The 18,374-nt window shown below is 72.0% G+C and carries 16 protein-coding genes; 8 read left to right on the forward strand and 8 right to left on the reverse strand.

Going from position 1 to position 18,374, the window contains the following annotated elements:
• Positions 1–66: 66 nt before the first annotated feature.
• The 4 genes from ACFP1Z_RS07815 to ACFP1Z_RS07830 form a co-directional block, all read right to left on the reverse strand.
• Entirely contained in the window at positions 67–1,212 is a 1,146-nt protein-coding gene (locus ACFP1Z_RS07815; protein WP_390315179.1) for a DUF475 domain-containing protein, read from the reverse strand.
• Positions 1,213–1,493: 281 nt separating this feature from the next.
• The gene (locus ACFP1Z_RS07820) at positions 1,494–2,069 is read right to left on the reverse strand and encodes a TerD family protein (protein WP_390315180.1); all 576 of its coding nucleotides are present in this window, start codon (positions 2,067–2,069) and stop codon (positions 1,494–1,496) included.
• A gap of 179 nt (positions 2,070–2,248) precedes the next feature.
• Positions 2,249–2,707 (reverse strand): peroxiredoxin, encoded by a 459-nt coding sequence (locus ACFP1Z_RS07825; RefSeq protein ID WP_390315181.1) that lies wholly within the window; start codon positions 2,705–2,707, stop codon positions 2,249–2,251.
• Between the two features lie 188 nt (positions 2,708–2,895).
• Positions 2,896–3,318 (reverse strand): DUF3052 domain-containing protein, encoded by a 423-nt coding sequence (locus ACFP1Z_RS07830; RefSeq protein ID WP_390315182.1) that lies wholly within the window; start codon positions 3,316–3,318, stop codon positions 2,896–2,898.
• 479 nt (positions 3,319–3,797) lie between these two features.
• Here ACFP1Z_RS07830 and aceE point away from each other — a divergent pair, with 479 nt between their 5' ends.
• Complete coding sequence (gene aceE / locus ACFP1Z_RS07835) at positions 3,798–6,530, forward strand: pyruvate dehydrogenase (acetyl-transferring), homodimeric type (protein ID WP_390315183.1); 2,733 nt, start codon at positions 3,798–3,800, stop codon at positions 6,528–6,530.
• Positions 6,531–6,925: 395 nt separating this feature from the next.
• Here the strand turns inward: aceE and ACFP1Z_RS07840 are convergent, their stop codons facing one another.
• Positions 6,926–8,518, reverse strand: a complete 1,593-nt coding sequence (locus tag ACFP1Z_RS07840) for a DHA2 family efflux MFS transporter permease subunit (protein WP_390315184.1) — start codon at positions 8,516–8,518, stop codon at positions 6,926–6,928.
• Between the two features lie 161 nt (positions 8,519–8,679).
• Here ACFP1Z_RS07840 and ACFP1Z_RS07845 point away from each other — a divergent pair, with 161 nt between their 5' ends.
• From ACFP1Z_RS07845 to ACFP1Z_RS07865, 5 genes are all read left to right on the forward strand, one after another.
• Positions 8,680–9,339: a TetR family transcriptional regulator gene (locus tag ACFP1Z_RS07845; RefSeq protein WP_390315185.1), complete on the forward strand. Its 660-nt coding sequence runs from the start codon at positions 8,680–8,682 to the stop codon at positions 9,337–9,339.
• Positions 9,340–9,437: 98 nt separating this feature from the next.
• Positions 9,438–10,661: an alpha/beta hydrolase gene (locus ACFP1Z_RS07850; protein WP_390315186.1), complete on the forward strand. Its 1,224-nt coding sequence runs from the start codon at positions 9,438–9,440 to the stop codon at positions 10,659–10,661.
• 114 nt (positions 10,662–10,775) lie between these two features.
• Positions 10,776–11,657 carry a DUF4429 domain-containing protein gene (locus ACFP1Z_RS07855; protein ID WP_390315187.1) on the forward strand — a complete coding sequence of 294 codons (882 nt, stop codon included), beginning with the start codon at positions 10,776–10,778 and terminating at the stop codon, positions 11,655–11,657.
• 87 nt (positions 11,658–11,744) lie between these two features.
• Positions 11,745–13,103, forward strand: a complete 1,359-nt coding sequence (locus ACFP1Z_RS07860) for an ATP-binding protein (RefSeq protein ID WP_390315188.1) — start codon at positions 11,745–11,747, stop codon at positions 13,101–13,103.
• Positions 13,100–13,777 carry a response regulator gene (locus tag ACFP1Z_RS07865; RefSeq protein WP_390315189.1) on the forward strand — a complete coding sequence of 226 codons (678 nt, stop codon included), beginning with the start codon at positions 13,100–13,102 and terminating at the stop codon, positions 13,775–13,777. The genes ACFP1Z_RS07860 and ACFP1Z_RS07865 overlap by 4 nt, the downstream gene beginning before the upstream one ends.
• Before the next feature lie 33 nt (positions 13,778–13,810).
• Here ACFP1Z_RS07865 and ACFP1Z_RS07870 read toward each other — a convergent pair whose 3' ends face one another.
• Complete coding sequence (locus tag ACFP1Z_RS07870; protein WP_390315190.1) at positions 13,811–14,836, reverse strand: aldo/keto reductase; 1,026 nt, start codon at positions 14,834–14,836, stop codon at positions 13,811–13,813.
• A 7-nt stretch (positions 14,837–14,843) separates the two neighbouring features.
• On the reverse strand, positions 14,844–15,311 hold the full coding sequence (locus ACFP1Z_RS07875) for a MerR family transcriptional regulator (RefSeq protein WP_390315191.1): 468 nt from the start codon (positions 15,309–15,311) through the stop codon (positions 14,844–14,846).
• Positions 15,312–15,447: 136 nt separating this feature from the next.
• Between ACFP1Z_RS07875 and ACFP1Z_RS07880 the strand changes: the two genes are divergently transcribed.
• Positions 15,448–16,275 (forward strand): serine hydrolase domain-containing protein, encoded by an 828-nt coding sequence (locus ACFP1Z_RS07880; protein WP_390315192.1) that lies wholly within the window; start codon positions 15,448–15,450, stop codon positions 16,273–16,275.
• A 135-nt stretch (positions 16,276–16,410) separates the two neighbouring features.
• Here ACFP1Z_RS07880 and ACFP1Z_RS07885 read toward each other — a convergent pair whose 3' ends face one another.
• Positions 16,411–17,094, reverse strand: a complete 684-nt coding sequence (locus ACFP1Z_RS07885; RefSeq protein ID WP_390315193.1) for a pirin family protein — start codon at positions 17,092–17,094, stop codon at positions 16,411–16,413.
• 57 nt (positions 17,095–17,151) lie between these two features.
• Between ACFP1Z_RS07885 and ACFP1Z_RS07890 the strand changes: the two genes are divergently transcribed.
• Positions 17,152–18,336: a PucR family transcriptional regulator gene (locus tag ACFP1Z_RS07890; RefSeq protein WP_390315194.1), complete on the forward strand. Its 1,185-nt coding sequence runs from the start codon at positions 17,152–17,154 to the stop codon at positions 18,334–18,336.
• Positions 18,337–18,374 lie beyond the last annotated feature (38 nt).

The following is an 18,374-nucleotide window of genomic DNA, read 5'->3' on the forward strand; positions in this document are numbered from 1 at the left end:
CGCGGGGCGGCCGTGAGGTGACCCTCACGACCGCCCCGACCGAAGGCTTCCGCAAATGTGCCGGAGTCACACCCCGGAGGTGATGTGCGGGGAACTTCCCGCGTCCTCGCCGGCGCCCGCCGCGCGCCTGTTGCGCAGCACCGAGGACCAGAACGCGAGCCCGATGAGGACCACGCCGATGAGCCCAGTGATGACCTCGTTGATCTCGTACTTGATGGTGACGAGCAGGATGAGCGCGAGCGCGCCGATCGCGTAGTGGGCGCCGTGTTCGAGATAGACGTAGTCGTCGAGCGTGCCCTTGCGGACGAGGAAGACCGTCAGGGACCGGATGTACATCGCGCCGATACCCAGGCCCAGCGCCATCTCGAAGATGTCGTTGGTGATGGCGAACGCGCCGATGACCCCGTCGAAGGAGAAGGAGGCGTCGATGACCTCCAGGTACAGGAACATGAAGAAGGCGGCCTTGCCGGCCAGTCCGACGACCGAGGCGCCCTTCGCCGCGGGGGCCTTCTCCCCTTGGCCGGTCTCCTCCTCGGCGTCCTCCTCGCCCTCCAGCCGGTCCTCGAAGAAACCGGAGACGCCGCCGACGATGAGATAGGTGATCAGGCCGCCGATGCCCGCGAGCAGTACCGTCGTCGCCTTGTCGACGGTGCCCTCACCGTTGTGGACGGGTACCGCGGTGGCGAACGTGGTGGCGGAAATCAGCAGGACGACAAGGGCGATGACGACCGACAGGGATTCCAGCTTGCCCAGCCGGGCGAGCGGTTTCTCCAGCCAGGCCAGCCACTTGATGTCGCGGTCCTCGAAGATGAAGTCCAGGAAAATCATCAGCAGGAACATGCCGCCGAAGGCCGCGATGGCCGGATGCGCACTGGTGACGAGCGCCTCGTAGCGCTCGTGGTCCTGCAGGGCGACCCGGACCGCCTCGACGGGCGAGAGCTTGGCGGTGATGGCGACGATGACCACCGGGAAGACCAGCCGCATCCCGAACACGGCGATGAGGATGCCCAGGGACAGGAACATCTTCTGCCAGAACGGGTTGAGCTTTCGCAGAATTCCGGCGTTGATGACCGCGTTGTCGAATGAGAGCGAAATTTCCAGGACGGACAGGATCGCGACAATCGCCAGGCCCTGCCACCCCCACAGGAGTCCGGCCAAGGCGAGTCCGGCCGCCGTGATGGCGAACGACCAGCCAAAGGTTTTCAGGAGCACTGGCACCCAATCCTTCGTTAATGGGGTTCCCCCGCGCGCCGAGCGCGGCTTTACAAAACGTTGACCCCGAAGTCTAGGGCGGTACCGCGCGGTCCCGACGCCCGCCCCTGTTCCGTCCGCGTTCCGTCCGCGGGAACAGCGGAAACAGCGGGGAACAGGGAGCCTTCACGCACGTCCGGCGCCGCACCCCGCCGGCTCCCCGGCGGGAGCCGGGGAGCGGGTGTGCGACGCCGGACGCCGTACGGTGTCGGCCGCGCTCACGGCGCGGTCCGGGTTCTGACTCAGACGTTGACGCCGAAGTCCAGCGCGATGCCGCGCAGGCCGGAGGCGTAACCCTGGCCGATGGCGCGGAACTTCCACTCCGCGCCGTGCCGGTAGAGCTCACCGAAGACCATGGCGGTCTCGGTGGAGGCGTCCTCGGTCAGGTCGTAGCGGGCGAGCTCGGAGCCGTCGGCCTGGTTCACCACGCGGATGTAGGCGTTGCGGACCTGGCCGAAGCTCTGCTGCCGGGACTCGGCGTCGTAGATCGACACCGGGAAGACGATCTTCTGCACATCGGCGGGCACGGCGGCCAGATTGACCTTGATGGTCTCGTCGTCGCCCTCGCCCTCACCCGTGAGGTTGTCACCGGTGTGCTCGACCGAACCGCAGGGGCTCTTGAGGTTGTTGAAGAAGACGAAGTTCAGGTCGCCCGCGACCTTGCCCTGGTCGTTCGTCAGCAGGGCGCTGGCGTCCAGGTCGAAGTCCGTACCGGTGGTGGTACGGGCGTCCCAGCCGAGACCGACGGTCACCGCGGTCAGGTTCGGGGCCGCCTTGGTCAGGGAGACGTTGCCGCCCTTGCTGAGACTGACTCCCACGAGTCCTCCATTGGTTATCGGTTGCGGGGGACGCGGCGCCGCTCCGGCGCCCGCGTCTCCGGTGGTGCGATGGCAACCGGTCAACGTCCGGGGACTGCTGACCGGTTCCCACCGGTTGCGTCTTCTTCAGCGGAGTTCGCGGCCTTCGTCGCCGCGGACCCCGGTGCGGCGCGCGGGGCTCAGAGGGCCGCCAGCGCGGAGACGTAGTCGTTCAGGTCACGCGCGTCGGGCAGGCCGTTGACGACGGTCCAGCGCACCACGCCCTCCTTGTCGATGACGAAGGTCCCGCGCACGGCGCAGCCCTTGTCCTCGTCGAAGACGCCGTAGGCGCGGGAGGTCTCGCCGTGCGGCCAGAAGTCCGACAGCAGCGGGTACTCCAGGCCCTCCTGCTCGGCGAAGACGCGCAGCGAGAAGGGGGAGTCGTTGGAGACGGCGAGCAGCTGCACGTCGTCGTTGACGAACTTCGGCAGCTCGTCGCGCAGGGCGCACAGTTCGCCGGTGCACACGCCGGTGAAGGCGAAGGGGTAGAAGAGGACGACGACGTTCTTCTCGCCGCGGAAGTCGGAGAGCCGGACCAGCTCGCCGTGCTGGTTCTTGAGCTGGAAGTCCGGGGCCTTGGTGCCGACCTCGATCGCCATGGGTTCGCATCCCTCTCTCGACGGGGGCCGGCCAGGGGCGCGCCGCCCGGGGACTCCCGGTCGCGGCCCGGTCGCCGGCGAGTGGTGCGGCCAGTGTGTCATCCCGCCCGGAGGGCGCAGCACCGCGCCCCCCGTCGGCCGGTGCCGAGGGGGGCGCGGTAACGAGGTCCGCCTGTGGAGGGGTGCGGCTAGCGCCGGGAGGCGCTGAGCCTGGTGCCGCTCCAGTCCTTGGCGACGCTGATGCTCTTCGCCGGGGACAGACCCGCGGTCTGCGCGGCGTCGTTGACGTCGCTCGGCTCGACGTAGCCGTCGCGGCCGGTCTTGGGAGTGAGCAGCCAGATCATGCCGCCGTCTTCGAGGAAGCCGATGGCATCCACCAGCGCGTCCGTGAGGTCGCCGTCCTCGTCCCGGAACCACAGCAGGACGACGTCGGCGACGTCGTCGTAGTCCTCGTCGACAAGATCCTGGCCGATGACGGACTCGATGCCTTCACGGAGATCCATATCGACGTCGTCGTCGTAACCGATCTCCTGGACCACCTGTCCGGGCTCGAACCCCAGCCGTGCCGCCGGGTTGGTCCGCTCCTCCGCGTGGTCCGCGGTCGCGCTCACGGATTCCTCCTGTCATCTTTCGAAAGCTTCTTTCGCTCCGCGCGTACACGAAGCGATGGGCGTAGTCCACACGTGCCGGGCGGATCGCGCAAGTACCCGGCCATCGAGACCGCCGAAACGGTGACGGATGCGGCTGTCCCGGCGCAACTCCAGCTGTGGGGCGCGGTTGCCGAGTGATTCATGACACAGCATTCTGCCGGGTTTGCGAAGTGCCACCGTACGTTTTCGGGTTTCCCCGCCGAACGGCCGTACGTGAACGACCCCCATAGGGGGCGTATGGTTGCGATTTGGCCGTCGCGAGACGGCCGACCGTCGCTACGTCGTCTCACGAGCGGTGGTTACCGCCCGGTAGAGATGACGTTTCGGCCGTCGCGGTCCACGATGGAGCCGGCGCGACATGAGCACAGACCGTATGTGACCGCGTGCACAGCATCGATTGTGTGCAGAGCACGCCACGACCCGAACAGCGAAGGAACAGCGTGGCTTCCGGATCCGATCGCAACCCGATCATCATTGGCGGCCTTCCCAGCCAGGTCCCGGACTTCGATCCCGAGGAGACCCGGGAATGGCTCGACTCGCTCGACGCAGCCGTCGATGAGCGAGGCCGGGAACGTGCCCGCTACCTCATGCTGCGCCTGATCGAGCGCGCCCGTGAGAAGAACGTGGCCGTGCCCGAGATGCGCAGCACGGACTACGTCAACACCATCGCCACCAAGGACGAGCCGTTCTTCCCCGGCAACGAGGAGATCGAGCGCAAGATCCTCAACGCGACCCGCTGGAACGCGGCCGTCATGGTCTCGCGCGCCCAGCGCCCGGGCATCGGCGTCGGCGGCCACATCGCCACCTTCGCCTCCTCCGCCTCGCTCTACGACGTGGGCTTCAACCACTTCTTCCGGGGCAAGGACGGCGGCGACGGCGGCGACCAGATCTTCTTCCAGGGCCACGCCTCCCCCGGCGTCTACGCCCGCGCCTTCCTGCTGGACCGGCTCTCCGAGCGCCAGCTGGACGCCTTCCGCCAGGAGAAGTCGAAGGCCCCCTACGGCCTGTCGAGCTACCCGCACCCGCGCCTGATGCCGGACTTCTGGGAGTTCCCGACCGTCTCGATGGGCCTCGGCCCGCTCGGCGCGATCTACCAGGCCCGGATGAACCGCTACATGGAGGCCCGCGGCATCGCCGACACCTCCAAGTCGCACGTGTGGGCCTTCCTCGGCGACGGCGAGATGGACGAGCCGGAGTCGCTGGGCCAGCTGTCCCTGGCCGCCCGTGAGGGTCTGGACAACCTGACCTTCGTCGTCAACTGCAACCTGCAGCGCCTCGACGGCCCGGTGCGCGGCAACGGCAAGATCATGCAGGAGCTGGAGTCGCAGTTCCGCGGCGCCGGCTGGAACGTGATCAAGCTGGTGTGGGACCGCTCCTGGGACCCGCTGCTCGCGCAGGACCGCGACGGCATCCTGGTCAACAAGCTCAACAGCACCCCCGACGGCCAGTTCCAGACGTACGCGACCGAGACCGGCGCGTACATCCGTGAGCACTTCTTCGGCGACGACCACCGTCTCCGCAAGATGGTCGAGAACATGACCGACGACCAGATCCTGCACCTGGGCCGCGGCGGTCACGACCACAAGAAGATCTACGCGGCCTACGCGGCGGCCAAGGCCCACAAGGGCCAGCCGACCGTGATCCTCGCGCAGACCGTCAAGGGCTGGACGCTGGGCCCGAACTTCGAGGGCCGCAACGCGACCCACCAGATGAAGAAGCTGACGGTCGACGACCTCAAGCGCTTCCGTGACCGGCTGCACCTGCCGATCGCCGACAAGGAGCTGGAGTCCGGCCTGCCGCCGTACTACCACCCGGGCCGGAACTCGGAAGAGATCCAGTACATGCACGACCGGCGCAACTCGCTGGGCGGTTACGTGCCCACCCGCGTCAACCGCTCCAAGCCGCTGCAGCTGCCGGGCGACAAGGCCTACGCGCCGACCCTGAAGGGCTCCGGCCAGCAGCAGATCGCCACCACCATGGCGTTCGTCCGCCTGCTGAAGGACCTCATGCGGGACAAGGAGATCGGCAAGCGCTTCGTGCCGATCGCGCCCGACGAGTACCGCACCTTCGGCATGGACTCGCTCTTCCCGTCGGCGAAGATCTACAACCCGCTGGGCCAGCAGTACGAGGCCGTGGACCGCGAGCTGCTGCTCGCCTACAAGGAGTCCCCGACCGGTCAGATGCTGCACGACGGCATCTCCGAGGCGGGCTGCACCGCCTCGCTGATCGCCGCCGGTTCCGCCTACGCCACGCACGGCGAGCCGCTGATCCCGGTGTACGTCTTCTACTCGATGTTCGGGTTCCAGCGCACCGGTGACCAGTTCTGGCAGATGGCCGACCAGCTGGCGCGCGGTTTCGTCCTGGGCGCCACCGCCGGCCGTACCACCCTGACGGGTGAGGGCCTGCAGCACGCCGACGGCCACTCGCACCTGCTGGCCTCGACGAACCCGGCCGTCGTCGCCTACGACCCGGCGTTCGGCTTCGAGATCGCGCACATCGTCAAGGACGGTCTGCGCCGGATGTACGGCGAGCAGGCGGAGGACATCTTCTACTACCTCACCGTCTACAACGAGCCGATCCAGCACCCGGCCGAGCCGGAGAACGTGGACGCCGAGGGCATCCTCAAGGGTCTGTACCGCTTCAAGGAGGGCGAGAAGGGCGCGATCCCCGCGCATATCCTCGCCTCCGGTGTGGCGGTGCCGTGGGCCCTGGAGGCGCAGAAGATCCTCGCCGAGGAGTGGAACGTCAAGGCCGACGTCTGGTCCGCGACCTCCTGGAACGAGCTGCGCAAGGACGCCGTCGAGGCGGAGGAGCACAACCTGCTCCACCCGGAGGAGGAGCAGCGCGTCCCGTACGTGACGAAGAAGCTCGCCGGTGCCGAGGGCCCGAAGGTGGCCGTGTCCGACTGGATGCGCGCCGTCCCGGACCAGATCGCGCGCTGGGTGCCCGGCACGTACCAGTCGCTGGGCGCGGACGGCTTCGGCTTCGCCGACACCCGTGGCGCGGCCCGTCGCTTCTTCCACATCGACGCGCAGTCGATCGTCCTGGGCGTGCTCACCGAGCTGGCCAAGGAGGGCAAGGTCGACCGCTCCGCGCTGAAGCAGGCGATCGACCGCTACCAGCTCCTCGACGTGGCGGCGGCCGACCCGGGCACGGCGGGCGGCGACGCCTGACCGCTGCGCTCGGCCTGAGCGTGTGAACGGTGCCCCCGGACAGCGAATGCGCTGTCCGGGGGCACCGGCTTTTCGGGGACTTCGGCAGTCGGCCGTGACGTGCGGGGCGCACGAGCCGTGTACGGCATTCATGCGCCGACGCGCCGCCCCTCGGCAGAGCCGGTCAACGCCGCGCCGGGCAGGACCGGTTGACCGCCTCGTCGGGCCCCGCCCCGAGCGACGGCTGGGCGCCGCGCGGCCCACAGCCCCGGTCGCCGGGCTCGTGGCGCGCCGGCCACTCACCGCCGAGCGGGGTGTCCGGCGCCGGGCCGGCAGTCGGCGCCACGGCGCGGGCCGGACCGTGTCCGGCGGCTCTCACACGTGGAGTGCCACGGGCGCAGCCCGTTCCGTACCCCTCACACGTGGGCCACGCCTCCCCCCGCGGCGGCGTTCTTGCCGCGTTTGGTGAACAGGGCCACGGCGGCGGCGAGGAGGGCGACGGCGCCCGCCACCGTGAAGGACAGGCTCATGCCGGAGACGAACGTGTCGTGCGCGACGTCCGCGATCTTCGCGGCGAGCTGCGGCGGGGCCTGGGGCGGCACGGGGGCGACGCCGACCGCGACCGCGTCGGAGGCCTGGGACATCTGCTCGGGGGTGCCGGGCGGCAGCCCGGCGCCGGCCCATGCGCCGGGCAGCAGGTGGTCGACGCGGGCCGCCATCACCGCGCCCAGGACGGCCGTCCCGAGCGAGCCGCCGACCTGCATCCCGGCCTGCTGCAGTCCGCCGGCGACCCCGGCGTGCTGCAACGGCGCGTTGCCGACGATGACTTCGGTGGCGCCCACCATGACCGGCGCGAGGCCGAGACCGAACAGCGCGAACCACACCGACATCAGGCCCGTCCCGGAGCCGGGCTCCAGACCGCTCATGCCGAAGCAGGCGGCGGCGGTCAGCAGCATGCCGGTCACGAGCGGGATGCGCGGCCCGACCCGGGTGATGAGGGCCCCGGCGAGCGGGGAGGAGACGATCATCATGCCGGTGAGCGGCAGCAGATGCAGGCCCGCGCTCACGGGCGACATGCCGTGCACGTTCTGCAGATAGAAGGTGACGAAGAACAGGCCGCCCATGAAGGCGAAGGCCATCAGCACCATCAGGGCGGTGCCGGCGCTCAGCGGCACGGAGCGGAACAGCCCCAGGGGCAGCAGCGGTTCGCGCGCCCGGGCCTCCCAGAAGGTGAACGCGAGGAAGGCCAGCAGCGCAACGCCCAGGAATATCAGGGTCCTTGTGTCGCCCCACCCCCAGTCGCGTGCCTTGATCAGCGCCCAGATGAGGCAGAACATCGCGGCGGACAGCAGCAGGATGCCGGGGAAGTCGAAGGACCTCGGGGCGTGTTCGGCCCGGTGGTCCTTGAGGATGACGAGCCCGAGCGCGAGCGCGAGCACCCCGACGGGCACGTTGATGAAGAAGACGGACTGCCAGTTGACGTGCTCGACGAGGACGCCGCCGAGGATCGGGCCGCCGGCGGTGGAGGCGCCGATGACCATGCCCCAGATGCCGATGGCCATGTTCAGCCGCTCGGCCGGGAAGGAGGCGCGCAGCAGCCCGAGCGCGGCCGGCATCAGCAACGCGCCGCACAGCCCCTGCAGCACGCGGAAGCCGACGACGAGGGAGACGCTGGAGGACAGGGCGATGGCGCCGGAGGAGACGGCGAAACCGACGGTGCCGATGAGGAAGGTCTGCCGGTGGCCGAAGCGGTCACCGAGCTTGCCCGCGGTGATCAGGGCGACGGCGAGGGCGAGGAGATAGGCGTTGGTTATCCATTGGACGTCGGCGAGCGAGGCACCCAGGTCCTTCTGGATCGCGGGGTTCGCGATGGCGACGATCGTGCCGTCGAGCGCGACCATCATCACGCCGATCGCGACGGAGAGAAGGGTCAGCCAGGGGTGGCCTCGAAGTCCTCTGCGGGGCCCGAGGTCCGGCGTCGCGGCGGCGACGGTGGTCTGAGCATTCATATCGGGAGATTATGGCAGCGTCTGACAATTGACAAACACCAGCAGGAGTGGGTATCTGTCAACTTCGCCGCGACTATCCTGAGCAGCGGAAACGCGGCCTGGCTCGCCCGGGGTCCCGTCGGGTCGAGGTCCCGTCGGGTCGAGAACGAGGAGAGGCGACCATGCACACGGCCGAGGACGTGGTGGAGCACAGGGCACCCGCCGGACTGCGCGAGCGCAAGAAGCGCCGCACCCGGGAGGCCCTCATCCGCTGCGCGCTGGAGCTGTTCGCGCTCAAGGGCTACGAGCGCACGACCGTCGACGAGATCGCCGAGGCCGCCGAGGTCTCGCAGCGCACCTTCTTCCGGTACTTCGCGAACAAGGAGGAAGTCGCCCTGGCCATGCAGCAGCTGGGCCAGGCGCACTTCCTCGCGGCGCTGGAGCGGCGCCCGGCCGCGGAGCCGCCGCTCGCCGCGCTGCGCGGCGCGACCCTGGACGGCTGGGACAGCGTGCGGGACGCCATCGCCGCCGTCGTCCCCGTCGACCTGCACCTGCGCACGACCCGGATGATCGAGTCGACACCGGCGCTGCTCGCCGCGCATCTGCGCCGGCTCGCCGAGCTGGAGGAGCGGATCGTCGAGGAGATCGCCCGCCGGGAGGGACTGGACCCCGCGACCGACCCCCGGCCGCACGTGCTCGTCGCCGCCTTCGGCGGGGTGACCCGTGTCACCGGCAAGCTCTGGGGCGAGCGCGGCGAGGGCGGTCTGGAGGAGCTGCGCCGGCTCACCTCCACCTACCTCGACCAGCTCGGACCCGCGTTGGCGGAAAACTGGCGCACTTGATCGCAACGCGCCCGAACACGCCCAATTACCCTGAGCCAAACGTGAGATAGCTCACTGATTTCGCGGACGCCCGCCGGTTTCTCCTAGGGTGGCCCGCGGTGACTTCCTTTCCGGAGCTCGGCTCCCCCTCCTCCGTCCCGTGGACGAACGCCACCACGGTCTGGCGCGCACTGCTCGCCCTGGCCGTGGTGTTCGTCATGCTCGCCACCACCGGCTGGACGGCCGTACGAGGACACCAGGGGGCAGGCGACGCGCGGGCGGCCTCGCTGCGCGCGTGGCTGCACGGCTCCATAGCGGGACAGCCGCTGCCCGACCCCGGCGCGGGACCCTCCGTGCTGGGCCGCTTCTTCGGCTCGCTGACCGGCTTCCAGCGCGAGCGGCTGGCCGAGCGCTATCCGCTCGTCGTCGGCAATCTCAACGGCGCCCCCGTCGCGCTGCGCTACCGGGCCAACAGCATCGCCCTGGGCCAGGCCCGTACCGCCGAGGAGAAACGGCTGCGCGAGGGCGGCCTCACCGCCGCCGGCCGCCAGGACGCGCAACGGCGCATGCACCGCTTCGACTCCCTGCGCCGGGACGGCCGGCAGATCCTCGCCTTCGATCCGCTCGGCGGCGGCCGCGTCGCCGAGGTCGTCGGCGACCTCGACCGGGCCGAGCGCGTCTCGGTCGTGGTCCCCGGGGTCGACACCAACCTGCTCACCTTCGAGAAGTCGCAGCGCGCCTACAGCGCGCCCGTGGGCATGGCCGAGTCGCTCCACGACGCGGAGAGCGAGGCGGCCCCCGGGGTGCGCACGGCCGTCATCGCCTGGGCCGACTACACCTCCCCCGCCGGGGTGGGGATGGACGCCGCGACCGGCAAGCTCGCCACCGACGGGGCGCTGCGGCTGCGCTCCCTGCTGCGGGCGCTGCCCGGCAACGGGCCCGTCGCGCTGTTCTGCCACAGCTACGGCTCCGTGGTGTGCGGGGTCGCCGCCCGCGAGCTGCCCCCGCGGGTGACGGACGTGGCGGTGGCCGGCAGCCCCGGCATGCGCGCCGACCGGGTCTCCGACCTCGGCACCAGCGCCCGGATATGGGCGATGCGCGATCCGGACGACTGGATCCAGAGCGTGCCGCACCTGGAGCTCGGCGGTCTCGGCCACGGCGCCGACCCGGTCTCGGCCGGCTTCGGCGCGCGGGTGCTCTCCGCGAACGGGGCGGACGGGCACGCCGGTTACTTCAAGCCCGGCACCACCAGCCTCGCCAACTTCGCGGCCATCGGCGCCGGTTCGCCCGCCGCGGTGCGCTGCGCCAAGGACGGGAGCGGCTGCGCGGCCGACCTCGCCTGAGCGGCCCCCGGCCGGGCAGCGCCCCGCCGCGCCGTCGCCCGGGCCCCGCGCCGCTTTGACGCGCGTAGCTCCGGGAGGGGGACGGGCGGGCGGGCGCCGCATACGATGAGCCGCATGGGTGATGTGCTGGCGGGTTTCCACACCGCCTGGGAGTTCGAGACCGACTCCGTGCTCATCCGCTTCGAACGGGGGATTCGCACACCGAGGCTGCTCCAGGTGCTCGGCGAGCGGCGCGTCCCCTACGAGGCGCTCGCGGCCGTCGAGACGGCCCCGGGGCGGCGCGGAACGGTGGTGCTGCGCGCGCGGCCCAGACCGGGCGCCGATCCGCTGATGGACGTGGCCGACGGTCAGCTCAAGGAGGGCAGCGACCCCTACCGGCTGGTCCTGCCCGCCGAGCGCGAGACCCTGGCCGCCTACTACGCCGACGAGGTACGGGCCGCGCTGGGCCCGGCCGCCGGCGCACCCGCCGAACGGCACCTGGTGGCGGCGCCCGCGCCGCCGCTGTCGTTCAAGGCCTACGACGGGAAGGCGTCCTTCGACGGCCGCTCGGTCGCCTTCCGCTGGTTCTGGACGGGCGCGTCCTCCGCGAAGTGGAAGGCCGGAGACCAGCGCTTCGAGGTCTCCGCGCTGAGCGGCGTCGAGTGGCGCTCGCCCGAGATCGCGGGCGGCTACCTGCGGCTCGTCGGGCGCGGCGCCGAGGGGCTGACACGGCCCGGAGACGTCGACCACGACCCGGCGGCGGTCGTCTTCGGCATGGGCTACGGGCTCATCCACGAGTCGCTCCCCTTCGCGGCGGCGGTCCTGCAGGCCGTACGGGCCGAGCGTCCTACGGCGGACGGCGAGGACGGGTGCCCGCCGCACCCCGCCCCCGCGGCCCGCCCCGATCCCGGCGGCATCGCCGACCGCATCCGCCACCTGGGAGCCCTGCACGCGGCGGGGCTGCTGACCGACGCCGAGTTCAGCGCGAAGAAGGCCGAACTGCTGGCGGAGCTGTAGCCGGGCGCTCATACCCCGGTATGACTCCGGATCCGGCACCGTGGTGCGACGCGGCGGGCACGGCCGCACGCCTAGGCTGAAGCCCTCATGTCCTCCCGTGTTCTTCCCGCCCTGCGCGATCTGTTCACCCCCGCCGGGCCGCCCGTACCGCTGCTCGGCCAGGCGCGCCGGTGGTGGGTGCGGCGCCTGCCGTACGCCGTCGCCCTCGTCCTCGTCGCGGTCCTCCTGCCGGTCACGACCGTCGTGCTCAGCCATCCGTACGGGCTGCATCTGGGCCTGGCGTTCGGGCTCGCGCTGGTGCAGACCGGCCCGTTCCTCATGGCGGTGCAGCGGCCGCTCGCGGCCTGGATGATCGTGCTGGCCGCCGATGTGGCGGGCGCGCTCGTCCAGCTGGCCGCTCCGCCCGCGCCCGACCTGCCCTGGCCCTGGCCGCCGATGGAGATCATCGGGCTGCTGGTGCTGCTGTTCGCGGTCGGGCTGCGCGAGCGGTGGCGCACGCTCATGGCCGTATGGCTGCTCACGACCGTGGCGGGCGTCGTGCTGCGGTCCGCCGTCGAGCGCGGCTCGGGGGCCTGGGTGACGGTGCCCGCCGTGGGCGCCGCGCTCATGGTGCTGGGGGCCGCGCTGCGCGAGCGCGGCGACGCGCGGCGGGCGCTGGCCGAGCAGGAGACCATCAGCGAGGCCGAGCGGGCCCGCCGCACCCTGCTGGAGGAGCGCGCCCGGATCGCCCGCGAGCTGCACGACGTGGTCGCCCACCACATGTCGGTGATCACGGTGCAGGCGGACAGCGCCCCGTACCGCATCGGTGAACTGTCGGAGGCGGCGCGGGAGGAGTTCACCTCGATCGCCGCGACGGCCCGCGAGTCGCTGACGGAGATGCGCCGGCTGCTGGGCGTACTGCGCAGCGAGGAGGGCGGCGGGCCGCGCGGCGCGGAGAAGGCCCCGCAGCCCGGCGTGGCCCGGCTGCCGCAGCTGGTCGAGGCGACCGTACGGGCCGGGGTGCCCGTCGGGCTCGCCCCCCTGCCGGAGCCGGAGACGCTGCCGCAGGCGGTGGACCTGTCCGCGTACCGCATCGTGCAGGAGGCGCTCGCGAATGTCGTACGGCACGCGCCGGGCGCCGCGACCCGGGTGTCGGTGACCGCCGACGGCCCGGCCCTGACCGTCGTGGTCGTCAACTCCCCCGCGCCGCACCCGCATTCACCGCTGGAGAGCTCCGGCACCGGGCACGGACTGGTGGGCATGCGCGAGCGGGTGCGGCTGCTCGGCGGCACGCTGGACACCGGCCCGCTGCCGGACGGCGGCTACCGGGTGGCGGCCCGGCTGCCGCTGACCGCGCCGGCCGGCCGCAGCGAGCAAGCGGACGAGCACGTCGACAAGAAGGCGGACAAGAACGCCGACACAAACGCGGCCGAGAACGTGAACGAAGAGGACTCCCCCCGCCCATGACCATCAAGGTGATCATCGTCGACGACCAGGCCATGGTGCGGGCGGGCTTCGCCGCCCTGCTCGCCGCCCAGCCCGACATCGACGTCGTCGGGGACGCCCCCGACGGGGTGCGGGGCGTCGAGCTGAGCCGCCGCGCGCACCCCGACGTGGTGCTGATGGACGTGCGGATGCCGGAGATGGACGGCCTGGAGGCCGCCCGCCGCCTGCTCGACCCGCCGGCGGGGGTGACCCACCGTCCGAAGGTGCTGATGCTCACCACCTTCGACGTCGACGACTACGTCTACGAGGCACTGCGGGCGGGCGCCTCGGGCTTCCTGCTGAAGGACGCGCCGCCCGCCGACCTGATCTCGGCGGTCCGGGTGGTGGCCGCCGGGGAGGCGCTGCTGGCGCCCTCGGTGACCCGCCGGCTCATCGCGGACTTCGCCCGGCAGCGCCCCGCCCCGAACCGGACGCCGGGCCTGCGCCTCAAGGCGCTGACGCCCCGGGAGACGGAAGTCCTCGAACTCATCGCGCGCGGCCTGTCGAACCAGGAGATCGCCGCCGCCCTGGTGCTGGCCGAGCAGACCGTCAAGACCCACATCGGCCGCATCCTGGCCAAGCTGGGCCTGCGCGACCGCGCCCAGGCGGTGATCTTCGCGTACGAGTCGGGGCTGGTGACCCCGGGCGAGAGCTGAACCCCCCTGCCGCGTACGGTGGTTGGAGCGGGCTCAGTCCCGGCCGACGGCCGTGAAGGACATGTCCGGGTAGCGGGTGCCCGCGACCTTGCCGGCGATCGGCTCCAGCTCCGCGAGCTCGGCGTCGGTCAGGACCAGGCGGGTGGCGGCCAGGTTCTCCTCGATCCGGTGGCGCTTGGTGGTGCCGGGGATCGGGACGACCGTCATGCCGTGCACCCGCGCCCGCTGCTGCACCCACGCCAGCGCGAGCTGCGCGGGCGTGACGCCGCGCCGCTCGGCGAAGCGCCGGAGCGGCTCCAGCAGGGCGGCGTTGGCGGCCGCGTTGTCGCCGGTGAAGCGCGGCTGCGTACGCCGCCAGTCGTCCGCGCCGAGGTCCTTGTCCGCGTCGGCGAACGAGCCGGTGAGGAAGCCGCGGCCGAGCGGGGAGTACGGCACGAAGGCCACCCCCAGCTCCTTGGCCGCGGGCACGACGCCGTCCTCGACGTCGCGGCTGAACAGCGACCACTCCGACTGCACGGCCGCGATCGGGTGCACGGCGTGCGCGGCCCGCAGCTCGTTCGGGGAGACCTCGCTCAGGCCGAGGTGGCGCACCTTGCCCTCGGCGACCAGCTCGGCCATCGCGGCGACGGTCTCCTCGATCGGCACGCGCAGGTCGCGGCGGTGCATGTAGTACAGGTCGATGTGCCCGACGCCGAGGCGGCGCAGGCTGCCCTCGACGGACTGCCGTATGTAGGCCCGGTCGCCGCGGATCTCCTGGAACGAGGGGTCGTCCTCGCGGCGGACGATGGCGAACTTGGTGGCGAGGGTGATCTCCTCGCGGTGGGCGCGGACGAAGGGGGAGAGGAACTCCTCGTTGCGCCCGTGGCCGTAGACGTCGGCGGTGTCGAAGAGGGTGACGCCCAGCTCCAGGGCGCGCTCCAGGGTGGCGCGGGACCCGGCGGCGTCGGCCGTCCCGTAGGCGTGGCTCATGCCCATGCAGCCCAGGCCCTGCACGCCCACTTCGGGGCCGCCGGTGCCGAGGCGGGCCGTGGCGATCGTGTTGCTGCTGTCGGTGCTCATGCTGTGGTCAGGCCCTTTCGGAGGCCGCGCGGCGGGCGGCGGCATAGTTGTCGATCTTGTAGTCGAGGACGTCGAGGGTGCTCTGCAGCTCGGCCAGGCGGCGGCGTACGTCGTCGCGGTGCGCGCTCAGCAGCTCCTCCCGCTCGGCGAGGGTGTGCTCGCCCTCGCGGACGAGCTGGGCGTAGCGGACCATGTCGGCGACCGGCATCCCGGTCAGCCGCAGCCGGCCCACGAGGTCCAGCCAGTCCAGGTCGCGGTCGGTGTAGCGGCGCTGGCCGGTGTGCGAGCGGTCCACGTGGGGCATCAGCCCGATCCGCTCGTACCAGCGCAGGGTGTGCGCGGACAGCCCGGTGACGGCGGCCACTTCACTGATCGTGTAGCGGTCGCGGCCCGCCGGGCGGGGCCGGCGCCGCTCCTCGTGCGCGGCGCAGGCCGGTGCCTGCGCGAGTGCCGCCGCGGTGTCGAGAACGGTCATGTGAATTCCCCCTCGCGGCCCTTCACGGGCCGTTCACAGTCGTGGAGTGCTGTGATGTCGTCAACGCTAGAGAGCTGGAGTGCACTCCAAGCAAGCGCGGACTTGAGGGAATCTTGGCCGGGATAGGCTCGGGGCCATGGAGAGCCTGCGCTTGATCGAGAACTGGCCGGTGAGCACCGCCGCCGCGGCCGTCGTCCGGGCCGACGGCACCGTCGCGGGGTCGTACGGGCCGCTCACGCACCGCTTCCCGCTGGCCTCGGTGACCAAACCGCTCGCCGCCTACGCGGCGCTGATCGCCGTCGAGGAGGGCGCGGTCGAGCTGGACGAGCCCGCGGGCCCGGCGGGTTCGACGGTCCGCCACCTGCTCGCGCACACCTCGGGGCTGGCCTTCGACGAGCCGCGGGTGATGGCGGAGCCGGGCACGCGGCGGCTGTACTCCAACGCGGGTTTCGAGGCCCTGGGCGACCATCTGGCGAAGGCCACGGACATCCCCTTCGCCGAGTATCTGCGGCAGGCGGTGCTGGAGCCGCTGGGCATGACGGACACCGCTCTTCCCGGCTCCCCCGCCAAGGACGGCGTCTCCACCGTCGCGGACCTGGCCCGCTTCGCGGCCGAGCTCCAGGCGCCGCGGCTGCTGGCGCGCGCGACGCTGGACGAGGCGACGTCGGTGGCCTTCCCCGGCCTGTCGGGCGTCCTGCCCGGCTACGGCCACCAGCGGCCCAACGACTGGGGCCTGGGCTTCGAGCTGCGCGACGCCAAGTCCCCGCACTGGACGGGCGGTTCGTCCTCGCCCCGCACGTTCGGGCACTTCGGGCAGTCGGGTACGTTCCTGTGGGTCGACCCGGACGCGGGCGCGGCCTGCGTGGCCCTGGCCGACCGCGCCTTCGGCCCGTGGGCGGTCGAGGCCTGGCCACCGCTGACGGACGCGATCCTCGGCGAACTGGCGGGACCGCGCGCGGCGTAGGCCCTGCGGGCGGCCGCACGGCCGGCGAACCCGCCCTGCCCGAACCGCGGTTCCGCGGGCATCTCCCGGACCAGCGGCTCGGCGCCGCCGGACAACGCCTCGGCGGTCGGCCCCGCCGGGCGCGGCGCCCGCGCTCTACCCGAAGCGCGGTTCCGCGAACATCTCCCACACCAGCAACTCGGCGCCGCCGGCAGCCGCTTCGGCGGTCAGTCCCGCCGCGTCCTGGATGCGGGCCGCGTCCCCCTCGCCGAGTTCTTCGCCGGCGAGGCGGACGCGGCCGCGCACCACGTGGACGTACAGGAACGGCGCGTCCGGCAGCTCCGGCCGGTCGCCGCCGTGCGGCCTGCGCACGTGCAGGACCGCGTCCGCGCCGGAGAGCCGGTAGGGGCGCTCGGGCAGGGCGCGCACGACCTCGTACGACGGCGTGCCGCCGAAGTCGCGCGGGGTGAGCCACATCTGGACGAACCGCAGCGGTCCGGCCCCCTCGTTGCGTTCGCTGTGCCGTACGCCCGCGCCGGCGCTGAGCCGTTGCAGGTCCCCGGGGCGGATCACCGTGCGGTGCCCGGCGGAGTCCTCGTGGGTGAGCTCGCCCTCGACGACCCAGGTGACGATCTCCACGTCGCGGTGCGGGTGCTCGGCGAAGCCCGCGCCGGGTGCGAGGCGCTCCTCGTTGCAGGCCGCGAGCGGCCCGAAGCGCACGTTGTCGGGGTCGTAGAAGCCGGAGAAGGAGAAGGCGTGCCGGGTGTCGATCCCGGCGTCGGGGTCCCCGCCGGTGAAGCGCTGCGCGGCCCGCTGCAGGGCCACTCGTCCGTGCGTCATCGGGCCACGGTAGCCCGGCGGCCCCGCGGGGCACCCGGATAAGGCAGGCTTGTCCCCGTGCCTGAACCAGCAGCCAACACCCCTCACCCGCACGCCGCCACCCTGCGCCGCCTGGAGAAGTCCTCCGGCACGCTGGCCGCCGCCGCGATCGCCCGCATGGACGCCCAGCTGCCGTGGTACCGGGCGATGCCCCCGGAGAACCGGTCCTGGATCGGTCTGGTCGCCCAGGCCGGTATCGCGGCGTTCACCGAGTGGTTCCGGCACCCGGAGACCCCGCAGGCGATCAGTACGGACGTCTTCGGCACGGCCCCCCGGGAGCTGACGCGGGCGATCACGCTGCGGCAGACGGTGGAGATGGTCCGCACGACCATCGAGGTCATGGAGTCGGCGATCGACGAGGTGGCGGCGCCGGGCGACGAGGCGGTGCTGCGCGAGGCGCTGCTGGTGTACGCGCGGGAGATCGCCTTCGCGACGGCGCAGGTCTACGCGCAGGCGGCCGAGGCCCGTGGCGCGTGGGACGCCCGTCTGGAGTCGCTGGTGGTCAACGCGGTGCTCTCGGGCGAGGCGGACGAGGGGGCCCTGTCGCGGGCGGCGGCGCTCGGCTGGAGCGCGCCCGCGCATGTGTCGGTGGTGCTGGGCACGGCCCCCAACGGCGACAGCGAGCTGACGGTGGAGGCGATCCGGCGGGCCGCACGCCACGCCAAGCTCCAGGTGCTCACGGGGGTGCTGGGCGACCGGCTGGTGGTCATCGCGGGCGGCTCGGACCAGCCGCTGCAGACGGCGAAGGCGCTGATCGGGCCGTTCGCTCCGGGCCCGGTGGTGGCCGGTCCGGTGGTGGCGGACCTGCTGTCGGCGACGCGTTCGGCGCAGGCCGCGGCGGCGGGCCTGAAGGCGTGCGCGGCCTGGCCGGACGCCCCGCGCCCGGTCCTCGCCGACGATCTGCTGCCGGAGCGGGCGATGGCCGGTGACGCCTCGGCGCGCGAGCAGCTGGTGGAGGAGATCTACAGACCGCTGGAAGAGGCGGGCTCGGCGCTGCTGGAGACCCTGAGTGTCTATCTGGAGCAGGCGAGTAGCCTGGAAGGCGCGGCACGGATGCTCTTCGTCCACCCGAACACCGTCAGATACCGGCTCCGACGTGTGACGGACGTCACCGGATGGTCCCCGTCGGATGTGCGCTCGGCGTTCACGCTGCGGATCGCGCTGATCCTGGGCCGTCTGGCGGAGGCCGAGCCGCAGCCGTAGTTTTTGTCGAACGTCAACAATTCCCCTGATGGTTCTTG

Source organism: Streptomyces gamaensis (genome assembly GCF_042656465.1).
GTDB classification, from domain to species: domain Bacteria; phylum Actinomycetota; class Actinomycetes; order Streptomycetales; family Streptomycetaceae; genus Streptomyces; species Streptomyces gamaensis.

Coding starts and splice junctions, on each gene's coding strand:
- ACFP1Z_RS07870 (WP_390315190.1), bottom strand. CDS start 14,836: ATGAGCACCGACAGCAGCAACACGATCGCCACGGCCCGCCTCGGCACC.
- ACFP1Z_RS07860 (WP_390315188.1), top strand. CDS start 11,745: ATGTCCTCCCGTGTTCTTCCCGCCCTGCGCGATCTGTTCACCCCCGCC.
- ACFP1Z_RS07825 (WP_390315181.1), bottom strand. CDS start 2,707: ATGGCGATCGAGGTCGGCACCAAGGCCCCGGACTTCCAGCTCAAGAAC.
- ACFP1Z_RS07845 (WP_390315185.1), top strand. CDS start 8,680: ATGCACACGGCCGAGGACGTGGTGGAGCACAGGGCACCCGCCGGACTG.
- ACFP1Z_RS07865 (WP_390315189.1), top strand. CDS start 13,100: ATGACCATCAAGGTGATCATCGTCGACGACCAGGCCATGGTGCGGGCG.
- ACFP1Z_RS07885 (WP_390315193.1), bottom strand. CDS start 17,094: ATGACGCACGGACGAGTGGCCCTGCAGCGGGCCGCGCAGCGCTTCACC.
- ACFP1Z_RS07880 (WP_390315192.1), top strand. CDS start 15,448: ATGGAGAGCCTGCGCTTGATCGAGAACTGGCCGGTGAGCACCGCCGCC.
- ACFP1Z_RS07840 (WP_390315184.1), bottom strand. CDS start 8,518: ATGAATGCTCAGACCACCGTCGCCGCCGCGACGCCGGACCTCGGGCCC.
- ACFP1Z_RS07855 (WP_390315187.1), top strand. CDS start 10,776: ATGGGTGATGTGCTGGCGGGTTTCCACACCGCCTGGGAGTTCGAGACC.
- ACFP1Z_RS07875 (WP_390315191.1), bottom strand. CDS start 15,311: ATGACCGTTCTCGACACCGCGGCGGCACTCGCGCAGGCACCGGCCTGC.